The organism is Lysinibacillus sp. NPDC093692 (assembly GCF_050280125.1).
Taxonomy (GTDB): domain Bacteria; phylum Bacillota; class Bacilli; order Bacillales_A; family Planococcaceae; genus Lysinibacillus.
Map to the genome: position 1 here is coordinate 1 of NZ_JBNNUW010000015.1, position 17,376 is coordinate 17,376.

The 17,376-nt window shown below is 39.2% G+C and carries 14 protein-coding genes and 1 other annotated feature; of the genes, 2 read left to right on the top strand and 12 right to left on the bottom strand.

Annotated elements, in window-relative coordinates; all coding sequences use genetic code 11:
• Positions 1 to 549: transposase (locus ACQKN4_RS15865; protein ID WP_427484168.1), on the top strand; the 549-nt coding region annotated here is incomplete at its 5' end.
• A gap of 208 nt (positions 550 to 757) precedes the next feature.
• Here ACQKN4_RS15865 and ACQKN4_RS15870 read toward each other — a convergent pair.
• From ACQKN4_RS15870 to ACQKN4_RS15920, 11 genes are all read right to left on the bottom strand, one after another.
• On the bottom strand, positions 758 to 1,471 hold the full coding sequence (locus ACQKN4_RS15870; RefSeq protein WP_079563601.1) for a UDP-N-acetylmuramyl pentapeptide phosphotransferase: 714 nt from the start codon (positions 1,469 to 1,471) through the stop codon (positions 758 to 760).
• A gap of 261 nt (positions 1,472 to 1,732) precedes the next feature.
• Entirely contained in the window at positions 1,733 to 2,245 is a 513-nt protein-coding gene (locus tag ACQKN4_RS15875) for an adenine phosphoribosyltransferase (protein ID WP_079563600.1), read from the bottom strand.
• A gap of 33 nt (positions 2,246 to 2,278) precedes the next feature.
• Entirely contained in the window at positions 2,279 to 4,597 is a 2,319-nt protein-coding gene (gene recJ / locus ACQKN4_RS15880; RefSeq protein WP_427484169.1) for a single-stranded-DNA-specific exonuclease RecJ, read from the bottom strand.
• Between the two features lie 145 nt (positions 4,598 to 4,742).
• Positions 4,743 to 5,534: a tryptophan synthase subunit alpha gene (gene trpA / locus ACQKN4_RS15885; protein ID WP_427484170.1), complete on the bottom strand. Its 792-nt coding sequence runs from the start codon at positions 5,532 to 5,534 to the stop codon at positions 4,743 to 4,745.
• Positions 5,534 to 6,742, bottom strand: a complete 1,209-nt coding sequence (gene trpB / locus ACQKN4_RS15890) for a tryptophan synthase subunit beta (protein WP_079563597.1) — start codon at positions 6,740 to 6,742, stop codon at positions 5,534 to 5,536. Before trpB ends, trpA begins: the two co-directional genes overlap by 1 nt.
• Positions 6,742 to 7,356 (bottom strand): phosphoribosylanthranilate isomerase, encoded by a 615-nt coding sequence (locus ACQKN4_RS15895; RefSeq protein WP_427484171.1) that lies wholly within the window; start codon positions 7,354 to 7,356, stop codon positions 6,742 to 6,744. The genes trpB and ACQKN4_RS15895 overlap by 1 nt, the downstream gene beginning before the upstream one ends.
• A complete protein-coding gene (trpC, locus tag ACQKN4_RS15900; RefSeq protein ID WP_079563595.1) occupies positions 7,353 to 8,144 on the bottom strand; it encodes an indole-3-glycerol phosphate synthase TrpC in 792 nt (263 codons plus the stop codon). Before trpC ends, ACQKN4_RS15895 begins: the two co-directional genes overlap by 4 nt.
• Entirely contained in the window at positions 8,141 to 9,172 is a 1,032-nt protein-coding gene (gene trpD / locus ACQKN4_RS15905; RefSeq protein ID WP_427484172.1) for an anthranilate phosphoribosyltransferase, read from the bottom strand. Before trpD ends, trpC begins: the two co-directional genes overlap by 4 nt.
• The gene (locus ACQKN4_RS15910; protein WP_427484173.1) at positions 9,172 to 10,545 is read right to left on the bottom strand and encodes a chorismate-binding protein; all 1,374 of its coding nucleotides are present in this window, start codon (positions 10,543 to 10,545) and stop codon (positions 9,172 to 9,174) included. Before ACQKN4_RS15910 ends, trpD begins: the two co-directional genes overlap by 1 nt.
• Before the next feature lie 602 nt (positions 10,546 to 11,147).
• Positions 11,148 to 11,555, bottom strand: a binding site (T-box leader).
• 475 nt (positions 11,556 to 12,030) lie between these two features.
• Positions 12,031 to 14,298, bottom strand: coding sequence for a protein translocase subunit SecDF (secDF, locus tag ACQKN4_RS15915; protein ID WP_427484174.1), 2,268 nt, complete (start codon positions 14,296 to 14,298; stop codon positions 12,031 to 12,033).
• A 350-nt stretch (positions 14,299 to 14,648) separates the two neighbouring features.
• Positions 14,649 to 14,957, bottom strand: coding sequence for a post-transcriptional regulator (locus ACQKN4_RS15920; RefSeq protein WP_079563591.1), 309 nt, complete (start codon positions 14,955 to 14,957; stop codon positions 14,649 to 14,651).
• A 93-nt stretch (positions 14,958 to 15,050) separates the two neighbouring features.
• Between ACQKN4_RS15920 and ACQKN4_RS15925 the strand changes: the two genes are divergently transcribed.
• The gene (locus ACQKN4_RS15925) at positions 15,051 to 16,568 is read left to right on the top strand and encodes a putative polysaccharide biosynthesis protein (RefSeq protein WP_079563590.1); all 1,518 of its coding nucleotides are present in this window, start codon (positions 15,051 to 15,053) and stop codon (positions 16,566 to 16,568) included.
• Here the strand turns inward: ACQKN4_RS15925 and ACQKN4_RS15930 are convergent.
• Positions 16,565 to 17,200, bottom strand: a complete 636-nt coding sequence (locus ACQKN4_RS15930; protein WP_079563589.1) for a DUF421 domain-containing protein — start codon at positions 17,198 to 17,200, stop codon at positions 16,565 to 16,567. The two genes, ACQKN4_RS15925 and ACQKN4_RS15930, sit on opposite strands and share 4 nt — an antisense overlap.
• Positions 17,201 to 17,376: the final 176 nt, after the last annotated feature.

Consider the following 17,376-nt stretch of genomic DNA (forward strand, 5'->3'; position numbering starts at 1 on the left):
GCCGCAAAGCAATCTTACCCCGCCGCGTCTTCAACAGATGTGGTTTGTGATCAAGTTCGTGTATATGCTAAACGGTTTCAAGAGCTTCTCCTTCAGAAAGAACAATGTATCAGTAAAATGGAGTCGATAGCCGAAAGGATTGAAGAATATAGCATAATACGTAGTATTCCGGCTATTGGAGCTAACTCAGCTGTCAGAATCATAGCAGAAATTGGGAACATTCAGAGATTTGATAACAACAGACAGTTGAATGCCTATACAGGTATTGATATTAGGCGGTATCAATCCGGGAAGTTTATAGCTAAAGACAAGATTAATAAACGCGGCAATAAACACCTACGTAAAATAATGTATCTAACCGTTCAGAACATGATTAGACAGCGACGATTTGGTGGAAATCACATTGTTGAGTACTACGATAAATTAAAAACGCAACCCTATAACAAATGTCATAAGGTTGCCTCCGTCGCATGTGTAAACAAGTTATTGAAAACGATCTTCTTTCTTGTCACACATAATCAAAACTACGACTACAGGTTGGCTCCCTAGTACAGTCGTAGCATCAGTTTAACATACTAAAGCCTTATGAAAAATCGAAAAATCACTAGGCTTATTCGGCATGGCCCAATTTATCAAAATAATATCAGAGAGTTAAGAAAGTTATTATAGATACTTGACTAATCGTAAGAAAAGAGCTGCCTATGCAACTCAATGAATTCAAGTAAAGCCAGCGTTAGTTGAGTAAGAAGTTTAGTTTCTAAATAAAGCGATATTTACGTGAAAATTGCGTGATAACCAAAATACTCGTTAACCCAACAACGAGATACCATATTATATTAAAAGGAACTATGTACATTAATACACCAAATAAAATAGCTGTTAAAAAGCTAACTGTAATTGATTGTACATTCGTAATTTTATCTTGAATTAAATAATATAAAGTGAATGGTAGTGCTAAAGTAAATAACGGAATATAAATTGTTACAATAGATATTTCAATGAGGGATATTGAAAGCACGGCTATTATAAAACCTATTGACGTAGTAAGCGTTCTTCCTACAAATACTTTACCAGTAAAATAGCCGTATAGCAGAATAAACATAATCGTTAAACTGGCACAAATTCCCGTTATTAATACAAATGAATGGCCCATGAAGAAAGCTGCTATTGAGAAACAAACTAAAGAAACGAATGGCAACAACAATATTGAAGGATTTTGCACTTTTTCTATATTCATTACATTTGTAAAACCTACAAGGAATAATAAAGTAAATGGAATCGCCAAATATCCTAACTCGAAGTGATTACCTAGATTAATATAACTAACCTCAAGTTTGCCGACCATTATTATTACAAGTGATGCACAAATATGACCAATCAGTCCCCAAATGCTTGATAATTTAAAAGCTTGGGTAAGCTTATCCGTAATTACAATTGAAACGATGCCAATTAATAAAGCTAAATATAACAAATTTTCCCCTCCCAAATTAATTCATTAGAAATACTCAAAGTTAAATATCACTTTCTACAATTATACAGGAGATGTAAAAGATATCCAAATAGAATAGTGATGCTTATTGAACTATCCTGCTCCGTTAGTAGAATAGCAACAATCTTTTAGAAAACAGCCTTATAAATAAAAAAACGCCACAAAAATGTGACGCTTTTCATCGCTTTTCTGCTAAATGAGTTGTTGATTTCCGTTCTGGACTAGCTAGTATCCAATTATTTATTAATATTGAATAAGTGTTTTAATGTCTAAGTCACCAAGTTTTGCACGACCGTTTAGCTCTGTTAATTCGATAAGGAAGGCACAGCCAACTACTTGACCACCTAATTGTTCAACTAAACGCACTGTCGCTTCAACTGTACCACCAGTCGCAAGTAAGTCATCACAGATTAATACTTTTTGACCTGGTTTAATCGCATCATTGTGCATTGTTAGTGTATCTTTACCGTATTCAAGGCCGTAGTCAGCACTGATTACTTCACGTGGTAATTTTCCTGGCTTACGAACAGGTGCAAATCCAATTTCAAGCGCATAAGCAACTGGGCATCCGATAATGAAGCCACGAGCCTCAGGACCTACCACAATTTCAGCACCTAATTCTTTTGCGTAACTTACGATTTGATCTGTCGCATACTTGTATGCAGTACCGTTATCCATAATTGTCGTAATATCTTTGAAGCTGATACCTTCTTTCGGCCAGTTCTCAACCGTTGTTACGTATTGCTTTAAATCCATGTTATTGTTCCTCCTACGAAACTTTTTCGCATATTAATGTAATCGTTCATCAAACCATTGTTTTATTTCTATATAAGGGGCATATACTAGCTTTTGCTCCATTTCAATCTGTTCTGAACGCTGTTTGTAAGACGGTGCCTCTGTAAGTGCCTGTTTCGGTGCATTCACGTTGACAGTCGTCAGTCCACTCTCCATTTTAACAAAATCAAGCTCAAAAAACACCTGTGTCATAAATTTTAATGCATCTAATGGCCAACCTGTATGCTTCGCTAATTCAGACAAATGCATATTCAGTGGAAAAGCAGGACGATTTTTTAAAAACTTATAATACCAGGAGAATTGCTCACGTGTAGGCAATCCACTGAAATACTGAGAATCAGGCATATAAAAATGTGCATAAATACGGGAAGGTGCTGTTTTTCGTAAGACCTCTTCTAACATTTGAACATTTTGTGGCAAATCTAATAGCACGATATAATTGGTTTGTTCTACATTTGAAAGCTTAGGATCCACTGCTAGGATTGGCACACCAATTAACGACTGGTAATAGGTTACTGTCTCTGGACGGAAGGCGATGAATGTTGCCTCCTCTTTTGGGACCGTATTTAACCAGCGTGATGTTTGTCGGATACCACGAATATCAAATAATTGCCATTCAGTCGTTTGAACATCCTCTATCATAAATTGTGCTTTTTTACGTCCTTGCCACTCGTTAATTTGTAAATCTCCAGTAAATGAAACCTTTATTCCATATGTTAACTCGTCGTGTAAATGTCCTTTATTGAAACCGACGCTATCCAATTTTTCATAGCCATCCGTCAATTCCATTTTTATATGATTTTCTGCTGCTCCAATTTTCCGCATGGAGGATATTTCCACATCTTCGAGCACATATACAGGCTTCGGAAAATCCGTACCATATGGACCGAGCGTTGATATTTCTTCAATAGCATCTGCTGAGATCTCATCCATTTTTAGTGGGATGTCAATATTGAGAACAGGCGTTAATTGCTCTTCTGATAAACATGCTCTTGCTTGAGTATCTAAGCGTGCTCTTAATTCATCAACATGCTCAATGGGTAACGTCATCCCCGCTGCCATAGGATGCCCACCAAAATGAGGTAATATATCTCGATTTTTCGCTAGTTCATTAAATAAATGGAACCCTTCAATACTACGAGCCGAACCTTTAGCTGTTCCTTTTTCGTAGTCTAGTGACAATACAATGGTTGGACGATAATATAGCTCTACAAGACGAGACGCGACAATTCCTACTACCCCAGCATTCCAGCCTTCTCCAGCGATCACTAAAACGAGTGAATCTCCAATTTTTTTATCTGATTCGATGAGAGCAATGGCCTCATCTGTAATACTCTTTACAATATCTTTGCGTTCACTATTACATGTATTAAGTTGTTTCGCCAATGCTGTTGCTTTAGCATTATCCTCAGCCATTAATAGCTCTACACCTGGTGCCGCTTCTCCAAGTCGACCAACTGCATTTAAACGCGGTCCAAAGTAAAAGCCGATTGTTTCTTCACTGATTTTAGCTTGCTCTGCACTTGCAACTTCACACATCGCTTGTACCCAAGGGCTGAGTGAACGACGCATTTCTTCTATTCCTCGCTTTACTAGGTAGCGATTTTCATCAACTAATGGTACTAAATCCGCTACTGTTCCAACAGCTACATATTCGAATAAATGCGTTGGCAGTTCCCCATATAGAGCATGAGCTAACTTAAACGCTACACCTACACCTGCTAGCTCACCAAAAGGATAATGTCCTTCTGGTATACGAGGATGTAAAATAATATCTGCAGGTGGTAATTCATCGCCTGGTTCATGGTGATCTGTAACGATAACATCCATACCTAGTTCCTTCGCGATACGAATCGGTTCCATCCCTGAAATACCATTATCAACTGTAATAATTAGTTGAACACCCTCTTCATGTGCTTCACGAAATAGTGCTTCGTGCGGTCCATAGCCGTGAATAAAACGATTTGGTATTTTAAACGAAACATCGGCACCGAGATCAAGTAACACATTCAGCATGACTGTCGTGCTAGTGACACCATCCGCGTCATAATCGCCGTATACTAGGATTTTCTCTCCATTATCAAGTGCTTGCTCTATACGTGCTACTGCTTCTGCCATGCCGTGCATTAAAAACGGGTCATGGATACTTGCTTCTGTCATATTCAATAAGCTCTCTGCGTCAGCAATTGTTTCGCAGCCTCGTGCTGCTAAAATTTTTGCTGCAATCGCAGAAAGTTGTAGGTCATTTTGTAATGTTTGGACAAGCTTCGCGTCTGGACGCTCTACTTGCCATCTCTTTTTCGATAGAATCATCTTTTCACTTCCTCACGAAAGCTATTATACCGAAAATCTAACCTATCCGCACTATCCGTGAGAATGATAGTTTTACCTGTGAATTTGTGGCAGTCCGTCGTTTCTACTTATATCTATTAGTCTCAAAAGAAAAAAGCCCACTCCATTAAAGAGTAGACTTCTGAAACACACCTTTTGAAGCAGACACTAATGCCTCAATCTTCTCCAAATTACCTTCATGCAATGCTGTCACGATCGCACTACCAACGATTACACCATCACTAAGTGCCCCCATGCTTACCACCTGCTCAGGAGTTGAAATTCCAAAGCCGGCTAGAACTGGTATTTGGCTTGCTTCACGTAAGCGTGCAAAATGATCATGTAAATCATCTGCAAAACTTGCACGGGCCCCTGTAATTCCATTGACTGTCACAGCATAGACAAACCCTTGACTAGCAGCCGCAATACGTGCAATTCGCTCAGGAGGACTTGTTAACGATACAAGCTGAACGATGTCGATACCACGAGAATTTAAAGTGTCACGTAAGATCTCACTTTCTTCAAGCGGTACATCAGGAACGATTAACCCTTTAACACCCCCTGCTACACAAGCTTTAGCAAAAGCCTCTAACCCAAAAGCTAAAACAGGATTAAAATAAGTCATGACAACTAATGGAACTTGAATTTCTCCTCTAAATGAAGCTAATGCTGCAAGCACTTTACGTAATGTTACACCTTCGGCTAAAGCACGTTCACCTGCTTGCTCGATCGTCGGTCCATCCGCTACAGGATCCGTAAACGGTATACCCACTTCAATTGCCGTTACACCCATTTCCTGTAGCTTCAGGATCGTTGGCTTCAAAGTTGCCAGACCCCCATCCCCCGCCATAATATAAGGTACAAATGCTTTATTACCAGCGATTTTCGTTTGTTCAATTGCCTGCTGTAGTTTTGTCATTACACTTCTCCTCCTAATGCTTTTCGGACAGTATGAACATCCTTATCTCCTCGGCCGGACAAGCAAACTACAATGATGTCATCTGTAGACATTGTCTTCGCAAGTTTTGCTGTATAAGCAATAGCATGGGAGCTTTCTAGTGCAGGTAGTATACCTTCCGTTTTACTCAGTAATTGCAAGCCCTCAAGTGCTTCACTATCTGTAATCGAATCAAATTGAACACGCCCAATATCATGTAAATAACAATGCTCTGGACCTTTCCCTGGATAATCTAGACCAGCTGAAATAGAATGTGCTTCCTGCACAAAACCATTTTCATCTTGTAATAAATACATGTATGCACCGTGTAAAACGCCTAGCTGTCCACCTGCAATTGCTGCTGCATGCTTACCTGTCTCAATGCCACTGCCTGCAGCCTCTACTCCGTATAACGCTACAGTCTCGTCATCGACAAAAGGATGGAACATACCGATTGCATTACTACCGCCGCCTATACAAGCTACGACTGCATCGGGTAAACGACCTTCTTTATTTAAAATTTGCTCTCTAGTTTCAACACCAATTACACGCTGGAAATCCCTTACGATTTTTGGAAATGGATGTGGTCCTAAAGCCGAGCCCAAAATATAATGAGTATCCTCAACATTTGTCACCCAGTAGCGTAGTGCCGCATTGACAGCATCCTTCAATGTTTTTGAACCTGTTTCTACAGATTCCACTTTTGTACCGAGTAACTCCATGCGAAACACATTCAACTGTTGGCGTTTGATATCCTCTGCGCCCATAAAAACAACACATTCAAGATTTAATAATGCGCATGCTGTTGCCGTCGCCACTCCATGCTGCCCTGCACCTGTTTCTGCCACTATTTTCTTTTTACCCATTCGTTTTGCAAGAAGTGCTTGACCAATCGCATTATTAATCTTATGGGCTCCCGTATGATTCAAATCTTCACGCTTTAAATAAACCTTCGCGCCACCTAGCTCTTTTGTTAAATTTTCTGCGTAATACAACGGCGTTTCACGACCAACATATTGTTGTAAATAATAAGCCAGTTCCTCAGTAAATGCTTGATCATTCATTGCCTCATCATAGGCTGTTTCTAATTCCAACAAAGCTGTCATTAATGTTTCTGGAACAAATTGACCCCCAAATTTTCCGTATCGCCCTTCCTTTGTCGGTACACTATTTGCAATTGAATTCGCCATTATGCTCTCTCCTTCTTTACTGCCTGTATAAATGCGGTTATTTTAGCTATATCTTTTACACCGTCTGTCTCCACACCACTTGATACATCTACCATAAATGGCGACACAAGTGATACTGCTTCTCCTATATTTTCAGCTTGCAAACCACCTGCTAACATTAACTTTTCTCGCGGAATCCCTACTTTTTCTAGGAGGGTCCAATCAAACGTATTACCACTACCTCCTTTAAAGTCTGTTCCTGGCGCATCAAATAGGTAATAGTCCACATCATAATTAGCAGCAACCTGAACATCTTCAGCACCTCTGACGGACAAAGCCTTAATTGCAGGATAGCCTTGCCGACGAATAAAATCAGGAGATTCCTCCCCATGGTATTGCACATAATCTAGTGGCACACTTTCTATTACAGTTCGTAATTCCTCCGCGCTTGGATTAACAAAAACACCGATTTTTAAAACGCTCTCTGGCACATGTTTGGCTAATTGTTGTGCCTGTTCAATCGTCACTCGTCGTTTACTTGGTGCAAAGACAAAACCAATGGCTTCAGCCCCTGCCTCTACTGCTGCCCGTACATGCTGTTGTTCCTTTAGTCCACAAATTTTTACTTTCGTCATACAGATGCCCCCACCTTATTGACCTGTAAACTTTTTAGAGCAAAACCAGCATCACCACTGCGCATTAATGACTCACCTACAAGAACGCCACTAGCTCCCATCGCCGCCACCTCTTTAGCGTCTTCTTGTGTCCATATCCCACTTTCACTTATTAAAACCTTCTCTTCACCGAACGGAAAAGCTTCAGCAATTTCACGTGTTCGGTCTAAGCTCACTTCAAACGTACGTAAGTCTCGGTTATTGACGCCAATTAGTTTGGCACCAACTGCAATAGCTCGCTCAAGCTCTTCGAGATCATGCACCTCCACTAATACCTCTAAATTTAAACCTGTTGCATAGCTATACAGATCACGTAATGCTTGATCGGTTAACCCGGCCACAATTAATAAAATAATTGATGCACCTGATGCCTTCGCAAATCGAATTTGCACACGATCGATCATAAAATCCTTACAAAGAAGTGGCGTTTGGACAGCATTTGCAACTGCAGCTAAATCATCAAAGGAGCCTTTAAAAAACTGTTTATCTGTTAAAATGGAAATGGCTGCTGCCCCTGCGTCTGCATAAATTTTTGCTTGTGCCACTGGATCTGCCCCTTCCGCGATTAGCCCTTTCGAGGGGGAAGCACGCTTCATCTCAGAAATAACTTGTAATGTTTCAGCTTTTCGCAATTGCTCAAACAACGATGGACGCGGTTTTTCTGTAAAATTCGCTAAAGGGTCGGGCTGTTCAAGTAAAGCACAAACTTCAATCTTTTTTTGTTCGAGAATTTTATTTAAAATATTCATTGTTGGACCTCCACCCCTTTAATATGCTCACTATAAGTAACGACTGCCTCTAATTTTTGAAGGGCACGCCCGCTAAAAATACTATCTTTCGCTATTTCTACACCTTCTTTAACGGTTTCAGCGATTCCATAGCTGAACAACCCAATACCGGCATTCAATAAAACGGTGTCAAAATAAGCACTTTGTTCACCGGCTAATAATGAACGCATAATTGCCGCGTTTTCATCTGTATTACCTCCACGAATAGCCTCTATTGGTGCATAGCTGAGACCCGCTTCTTCTGCAGTTAACGAAAATGGAATTAAGTCTCCCTTATCTAGTAAGACAAAAGTATTTTGACCAGCTAATGACGCCTCATCTAAACCTAGTGGCCCAGAAACGACCATTGCACGTTCTCGCCCGAGCATTTGTAATACAGATGCATATTCCATGACAAAATTAGGACGATTAATACCTGTAAATTGCGTCGATAAAGGCACTGGATTCGTAAGAGGACCGACAAGATTAAAAATTGTTGGCTTGCCAAGTGCACGACGAACCTCGCCAATTCGCTTTAATTTCGGATGAACATTCGGAGCATATAAAAAGGCTATTCCTTCTTTCTCTAACAGATCGACAGTTTGTTCAATAGAAATATTCGTATGAATACCGAGTGCCTCCAAAACATCAGAGCTTCCTGATGCCGAAGATATTTTTCGATTGCCGTGCTTTGCCATTTTGACACCGGCACCCGCTAATACAAAGGCGCAAGTGGTACTAATATTAAATGTATTAAGTCCATCGCCACCAGTACCACAATTATCCATATAGACCCCTTCGTTTGCTGGGACGTCTAATGCAAATGAACGCATAGTTGTGGCTAATGCAGCTACTTCATGTGCAGTTTCACCTTTGACAGATAATGCCGTTAAAAAGCTTGCGATTTGATCCTTTGGTGTGTCATCTAGAAACATCCATTTTGCTGCCTGTAGCATTTCCTCATACATTAAATGCTCTCGGCGTTGTACTTTTTCACGAATACCTTCCATTAGTGGGAACCTCCTTCTTTTTCAAGTAGCTGTAAAAATTCCTGTTCGTCCTCTTCTACTTGATTCAAAACTTCTTCAACATTTGTATATTTGGTCACCATTACAGTCGATTGCATATGCATCGTTTCATTTTCTATGACAATGGATTTCCCTGTTAAGGCAAAATCAAGATGACCGTTAAAACCAAGAAATCCAAGAGCACCTCTAAATATCCCAGTAGTTTGATTAGATTCATCTAAATTATCCTTTACCTGACCCTTTGGAACACCTGTTGATGCAAAGGATGGTAATGTCGCAGCTAATACATCAAGTGCATGAAGCATCGGTAGGATTTGTCCCTCGACTCTCGATGTCATGTGCAATGCATGCTTGGAACGCTCAATTCTCATCGCCTCAATGACTTGAATGGAATCTCGGAAGCACACAGACTGTAGCTCTCGTTGCACGGCAGAAACAAGTACAGCATGCGACTCCCTAATATTTGCGTTTTCATGTAGCTTGCGTTCCTGCTCTAAATCTTCAGCTTTTGTGGAGCCTCTAGGAAATGCTCCCTCAGTTGGTGTGGCAATCACACGCTCACCTTTTACTCGAATTAGACTTTCAGGAGATGTCCCTAAGACAATATGATCGTCAAATTCTACATAATACATATAGGGAGCAGGATGTTTTTTTCGCAATTGACGATATAAAGAAAAAGCATCTCCTTGTAAATTTGCTAAAATGCACTTTGATAACATAACCCTAGTAATATCCTCATCTAAAGTAGCTTTGATCGATGTAAGAGATGTTGCAAACTGTTCAGTCGTAGTCGATTCGAAAGGGTCAAAACTACAAGCCGTATCCTCATTCTCTCTACCTTTTAAAAGCTGCTCTGCCAACACTTCTAAATTTGGTTCTTTTTTTTCCGCATCAATATTCGTATAAATTAAAGTAACCTCATCTGTTACATGATCAAACACAATAACTGTCTCATACACATGGAAATGCACATCTGGTAACTCCACTTTATCCTGTTCAGTCGAAAACCTTGTTGTTGTACCTTGACCAACATAGCCAACAGCTCCGCCTGAAAATGGGAATTGTGTCGTATTGGATATACGTGGCATTAACCTTTTCAATAAAACAAACATGTCGCCCTTATGTGTATAGGTGTGTCCAGTCTTATATGAATATTCCTGAATCTCATCTCCAAAGCCTTTATATGTTTTTCTTGGATTAGCGCCGATAAAAGAAAAGCGTCCTGCTCCTTCATGCTGTGCTGAACTTTCCAGCAAAAATTTATGTTTCCCTTGAAGGCGTCTAAAAATTAAAATCGGTGTTAATGAATCAGCATTAATAGTTTTCATTTTTGTTCTTGAACTCGTTGATAGCATAATGACCAAGCTCCTTTTCTTAAAAATCCACTACCTTTAGACTTATAAATGTTTAGTTACTGAATCAGTTCTTGTTGAAAAAAAGATCATCATCGCGTAGGGTTGATTTCCATTCCGGCTGGACGCTTTCCTGGGGGCGTTCGATGAGCCGCTTCGCTGCAGAGTCTCGGGCCAACAGATGTTTTTTGCGCGAAAGCGTAGTGCTGACGAAGCGGCAGCAACACGATGTTGGTCACGAAGGCGTTATCACAGGATGTGATGGTTTTAGCCTTCGTTCCTCTGACACTGATCCCCGAGGAGTCGCCCAGCCTCCAGTCCAATCAACTTATATGCAGGGCAGATGGTTTAACACAAAGTCACCCCTAATTTCTGATGATTGACAAAAATTCATTAGAAATCATCTTGTATGGTATGTTACCAATGCCTGGTATTGATTTCCGTTCCGACAGGATGCTTATCGGGGTGGCAGATGTTTTTTGCGCGAAAGCGTAGTGCAACGTAGCGGCAGCGGCAGATGTTTTTTTGCGCGAAAGCATAGCATTCAATACCTGCAAATTAAAAACAACAAAAAAAGTCCTCTGCAAAAAGGATTTTTCCTAATTGCAGAGGACGATCATGACCGCGTTGCCACCTCATATTAGAGCATATTTGCTCTCCCTTAAATGCTTAGCTTAGTTCGCCGGATCAATTATGTCTCGGCATAATTGTGTCCAGAATCGGCTTTGTGTTTGCACAAAGCCGATTCCATGACATCCGCCGGAGGCTTTAACTTCTTTCAGCGGATGATTGGACACCTGCTGAAAGAAGTTAAATTGACAGATCTTTTGAATTTATTTCAAAAAGATTTGTCTTATCTAAGTCAAAGCATCCCCTTTAACGTGGGGAATCCGTTCGCTATTATAATTAGCGACTCTCATAAGTCCATTCACATAAGCTGCAAATCAGTTCGCACCATCCACTGACTCTCTAAATTGCACACTTATGCTACTACTCTTATTCAACAATTTCTCAGCTATTCTCATCTAAACTAAACTCAGCTCATCTGTTCTAAGGCTGGCCTCGCTCCCGAGACCAACTACCTTGTACCGAACAAAAAAGTTAGCCTTATTCTATGCTAAACTACGATAATTGTCAATCAATTCAGAGAAAAAGAAAAATGTTAAAAAAATTTAAGGAAGGTAAACAGTGTTGCAATTGATTCTATCAAAGAGTTTGTACAAGTATTCATTAACCTAATTGAAGATATTTCAGCCACTTCAGTACAAATTTCAGCAAGTGCGAAAGACGTCACTGCCTACAATGCAGCAGGTGAATAGGGTAGCTGTGGAATTAAGCAACAATGCTCTACAACCGCAATCTTACTAAGGCAATTTAAACCTAAAAACAAAAAGAATCTTCAGCTTTCTCATGAAAGCCAGAAGATTCTTTTTTCATCAAAAACAGGGAAAGAAATATTTCCTTCCCTGCTTCATTTTAATGCTTATGTTAAACAGTAGGTTCGTCAGTACCCCATTGTTTTTTCGCTTTTTTGTGTATTTGACCATCTGATTTTTTCATTTCACGAACTTTAAGTGAATACCAGATTTGTGCAGCAATACAAATTGAAGAATACATACCTGTGATTAAACCAACTAATAACGCGATTGAGAAGTTTTGAATCGATGGTGCACCTAAAATAAGAAGTGCCACTGTCACGATAATAACCGTTAACACTGTGTTAACAGATCGACCCATTGTTTGACGTAGTGATTTGTTAACGATATCCGCTAACACTTCACGGTCTTTAATCGTATCATATCGATCTAAGTTTTCACGCATACGGTCAAACGTAACGATCGTATCGTTAATAGAATAACCGACAATTGTCAGTACAGCCGCAATGAACGTAATATCAACTTCTAAGCGCATAAAACTAAATACAGCAACAATTAAGAATACGTCATGTAGTAACGAAACAATTGCCCCAATACCCATGCGCCACTCAAAACGAACCGCTACATAGATAATGATACCGATAGCCGCAAGAGATAATGCTTTAATCGCATTTTTCACAAGCTCTTTACCAACGGTCGGAGACACTGTACTTATGCCAGGTTCATGACCATATTTTTCGCCTGCTTCTTTTTTGAACTTTATAATTTCTGCTTGCGTCAGGTCATGTTTATAACGGATAACCGCTCCGTTGCTCTTTTCACCTGTCAAAACGATATCTTCTGATGAGAAGCCAATACTATCTAGATATTTGGATACTTCTTCTTTATTCAACGTTTGCTCCGCTTCAATTTGCACACGTGTACCACTAGAGAAATCAATACCAAGGTTTAAGCGGAAAATACCAAGAACCACTAAACCGGCCACTAAAATAGCTAATGAGAATGTATAGAATTTCTTACGGTTGTGTACAAAGTCAAAACGATCAAATTTCGTTGATAAATCTAATGTTCCGATATTTTCATCCAGGCTATGCTGTTTAGATTTTGGAATACCAAACCATGCTGGATTGTTGAAGTAGCCACTATTTACAAGTATTCCTTGTAAGACACGAGAGCCCCAAACAGCTGTTAGGAAGCTTAGTAAAATACTAATAATTAATGTTGTGGCAAACCCTTTAACAGAGCTTGTACCCCATTGGAATAATACAGCAGCTGCTAATAATGTAGTTAGCTGTGCATCGACAATGGCTGACAAAGACTCCTTCGAGCCAATTTGGAATGCTTGTTTAACCGAATAACCGACACGTAATTCCTCACGGATACGTTCTGCGGCAAGAATATTTGCATCTACCGCCATCCCTATACCGAGCACGATTGCTGCGATACCCGGAAGCGTTAACACCGCATTAATCCAACTGAATACAACTAGTACTAGGAAAGTGAAAATAGCAAGTGTAATGATGGAAATAAAGCCAGGTAAACGATAGTAGAATAACATAAATAAGAAAATTATTACTACGCCCACAATACCGGCGAAAACTGTACTTTTTAGTGCTTGGTCACCAAATTGTGCACCAACTGAAGTAGAATAAATTTCATTAAGCTTAACAGGAAGTGCCCCAGCATCTAAAATACCCGCTAGATTTTTCGTTTCTTCAACTGTGAAATTCCCGCTAATCATAACATCTGTTGTATCTAATCTTTGGTTAACTGTCGCAGCAGATGCATAGCGAGGCTTCGCCTTTTGTGATTCAGTTTTATATGAATCAACACCTTCTTCAAAGTCTAACCATACAACAAGTAAATTTTGACCTGCTGGTTTAGCAGCAATTTTACTTGTGATATCAGCAAATTTTTCCGCATCCTTTAACGTTAGCGAAACTATAGGTCGATTTTGCTGGTCAAAAGAACCTTTAGCGCCACCTGGCTTTAAGTCATTACCATCCAGCAATAAATTGTCATCGACATCACGGAATGTTAAATTTGCAGAAGTAGACAATAATTCACGTGCTGATTCTTGGTCTTCGACACCCGCTAATTGTACACGAATGCGGTTTTTGTCTTCAACCTGAATGCTCGGCTCACTTACCCCGATAGCATTTACACGCTCACCAAGAGCTGTTGCTGTTGCCGATACAACTTCTGGTGTAATTTTTTGTCCCTCTTTTAATTCTTTAACCTCATAAAGAACCTCAAACCCGCCTTGTAAGTCAAGGCCTAGCTTAATGTCCTTTAAGACGCCGCCTACAGTCGTACCGATGGCTGCTGTAAAAATAACCATTAGTAGTACGAATGCAACTATACGACTTTTAAGTTTCATTTATAAATCCTCCTCGAATTGGTGTAAGGCAATTCCTTACACTACAAACAAGTATAATAGCAAGTCCTTTTGAAGCGTTTATTCCTCCTTTTCCTTTAGAATAATGTTGCCTGTGCTTCAAAAAAGATTGCTCTACTTATTTCGATCGTTCATAACGCGCAAATTTATTCCTGTATTTGAATAGGTGTTTTGCCTCCAAATTTGGAAAAGAACTATTAGGAGGGTTTTGGTAAAAATACTTATACAAATAAAAAAAAGCGCAACACACTCATTATGAAACACGTTGCGCTTGGTGTCAATTCAACACTTTTAGTATTCTATTATTATTTGACAAATTTCACACATTCTTCTTAAGTTTTAACCGGGCCAAGCAGCATTTTTAACTCTTCCGTATTCAATTCTGTAAACCAATCATTACTTTGTAAGAATTCTACTTGATTAAAAGATACGATATCGGACGGTGATACTGCAAAAATAGTGGCGATAATTTCATGTATGCGTAATTGTTCAATATTTTTTCTGCGCCATTTTTTCTCTACACAATAGCGCCATAGTTCTTCTGCTGTAATCGCATTGTATTGGTAATATTTAAACTCTTCCATCTTACTATCAATTGCAGGACGGATTTTTTCAAATAGTTGCTCATGCTGCATACTCATTTTGAATCATCTCCAATCAAAGTCGTATCGTAAGACAAGTTTGCATACAAATAGTGTAAATGAATTTTTGTGGCTTGAGAAGGGACGGATGGCATGAGTTCTTTTGTACGGGGAACACTATTTTTAATGTTCGTGATTTTTTTATCGAAACTCTTTGGCTTCTTTTATAGAATGCAATTTATGCGGATCGCTGGTGAAGAGGCAGTCGGCATTTATATGACCGTCTATCCGGCGTTCATTTTCTTCATCTCACTCATTCAACTTGGACTACCTATTGCTGTGGCAAAAATTGTAGCAGAGTTATTAGCAAAAAACAAACGCGAGAGCATCTATGGTGTTATGCGTACGGCTATTTTTTGGTCATTTATTGGAATGATCGTCTTTATGCCAATCGTTGCACTAACTATACCATATATATCGACTACACTTTTACATAATGAACATACAACATTTACGCTTTGGATTGCACTCTTTGCTGTACCAGTTTCTGTTGGCTCAGGTTTATTACGCGCTTATTTACAGGGTATTGCGAAAATCACACCAACAGCTTGGGCTCAAATGATTGAGCAAATTATCCGTATTAGCTTCATCACTTTGACACTGCCATATGTGGCTGCCTATAATAATGCTGCCGTTACAGCAGCCGCTGCTATGGGTATTACACTACTAGCTGAAATCGTTGCTTTCTTGTATTTGTGGATTCATTATATAGTCTCAAAGAAAAAATTATTGACACGAAAAAACAAAATCGAGGCTTATCCTGCCTCTCCAATGTTACGAATTGCCCTTCCTTCTGCAGGAAGCAAGCTATTCGGATCTTTTACTTGGTTTTTAGAACCTATCATTTTTTTAAAGGCGTTAACTATGGCTGGTTTAACAGCCTCCGCTGCAACAATTTTATATGGGGTTATTTCAGGTGTACTAGTCCCCCTATTATTATTCCCTGCTTTTGTGTCTGCAGCACTTTCAATTGTACTAATACCAGCTGTAAGTGACGCGGTTGCACGTCAGCATATACCACTCCTACAGGAACGTATCTCTGTTTCATTGCGACTATCTTCTTTAGTGGGCTGTGTTGCCGCTACGTACTTTTTCGTTCATGGAGACGAATTAGCTGTGAAGCTCTTTCACTTACAAGAAAATCGTGGTTATGTGAAAATATTGGCTCCTATTTTTTATTTTTATTATATACAAAGTCCATTGCACTCTATATTACAAGCAATTGGAGAAGCACGCGCAGCAATGATGAACTCCATATACGGTGGTCTTGGTAAGCTCTTTGTCATGTTCGTACTTGCTTCTCAGCCGGGTATACAAGAAAAAGGTGCCGTTGTGGCGATTGGCTTTGGCGTTTTACTGACTTCGTTTTTGCATATTGCAACAGTAAGGCAACGTAAAAATTTACGTGCTGGTTTTAGAATGTTTGTTGTTCCATATGGCTGTTTTATTGCTGTTTGTGTTACCCAGTATTTTCTGATGCAAATAATGCCACTACCATTTATTTTAAGTAGCTGTGTAACTTTGTTTTTACTTTTTACATTCTTACTAGTTTCCAATCAATTACGAATAACTGATTTGCGCTACATTCGTAAATTGGCCAAGAAAGTTTAAGATTCTTTCAGTTGAATATGCAGCCGATCTTCCTCCCAAACACAAAAAAATACAGTGTTACTATCCGTAATATTATTTTTAGCAAGCTCTGCCATTAACCAATCAGCATCTTTGTGCAATACCTTTAAATGCCTCTCCTGAATATCACCATCGATAATTAATGGGTAAACAAATGCCTTTTCATCTTTTTGGTAGACGGACAAATTACCAGATGGCTCTAAATAAGCATAAGCAATATCTGTAACGGAAGCATTTCCATTTTCGCGTAATTGTTGACACAAATCATCTAAGTTATAGCGTTGCTTGCGCATTTCACTTTCTAAAATGACACCGTCTTTTATAAGCAATACTGGATCACCATCAACTAGGTCACGGAATTTTTTATTTTTGAGTGACAAATATGCAGTTGCTATTTGAATGAAAAACAACACGATGATTGGTAAAATCACATTAAATAAAGGACTTTCGAAATCATCAAGTGCAAACGCAGCAACTTCAGCCATTAAAATGGATACAACTAAATCGATTACAGATAATTCGCCGACCTCACGTTTACCCATTAAACGAAAAATTATTAGGATAAACACATATAAAAAGCAGGTTCTAAAAACAATCATTAAATATTCTTCCATATCGTCACCCCCATACTATTCAAGGTGACCTTACTTATCTTTTTTTATACAGGATGATGGTATATCTTAGCTTTGATTTTTAACACTTAACTTCTCGGAATTCCTTATGACGGAACTTTATTATTTTGCATGCTAACCTTAATTGAAAATCGTGTTTTCAATTAAGGCAAAACCTA

Bases quoted from the DNA above. Each gene is read 5' to 3' on its own strand.
- ACQKN4_RS15875 (WP_079563600.1), bottom strand. From the start codon at position 2,245: ATGGATTTAAAGCAATACGTAACAACGGTTGAGAACTGGCCGAAAGAA.
- recJ (WP_427484169.1), bottom strand. From the start codon at position 4,597: ATGATTCTATCGAAAAAGAGATGGCAAGTAGAGCGTCCAGACGCGAAG.
- trpA (WP_427484170.1), bottom strand. From the start codon at position 5,534: ATGACAAAACTACAGCAGGCAATTGAACAAACGAAAATCGCTGGTAAT.
- trpB (WP_079563597.1), bottom strand. From the start codon at position 6,742: ATGGCGAATTCAATTGCAAATAGTGTACCGACAAAGGAAGGGCGATAC.
- ACQKN4_RS15895 (WP_427484171.1), bottom strand. From the start codon at position 7,356: ATGACGAAAGTAAAAATTTGTGGACTAAAGGAACAACAGCATGTACGG.
- trpC (WP_079563595.1), bottom strand. From the start codon at position 8,144: ATGAATATTTTAAATAAAATTCTCGAACAAAAAAAGATTGAAGTTTGT.
- trpD (WP_427484172.1), bottom strand. From the start codon at position 9,172: ATGGAAGGTATTCGTGAAAAAGTACAACGCCGAGAGCATTTAATGTAT.
- ACQKN4_RS15910 (WP_427484173.1), bottom strand. From the start codon at position 10,545: ATGCTATCAACGAGTTCAAGAACAAAAATGAAAACTATTAATGCTGAT.
- secDF (WP_427484174.1), bottom strand. From the start codon at position 14,298: ATGAAACTTAAAAGTCGTATAGTTGCATTCGTACTACTAATGGTTATT.
- ACQKN4_RS15920 (WP_079563591.1), bottom strand. From the start codon at position 14,957: ATGAGTATGCAGCATGAGCAACTATTTGAAAAAATCCGTCCTGCAATT.
- ACQKN4_RS15925 (WP_079563590.1), top strand. From the start codon at position 15,051: ATGAGTTCTTTTGTACGGGGAACACTATTTTTAATGTTCGTGATTTTT.
- ACQKN4_RS15930 (WP_079563589.1), bottom strand. From the start codon at position 17,200: ATGGAAGAATATTTAATGATTGTTTTTAGAACCTGCTTTTTATATGTG.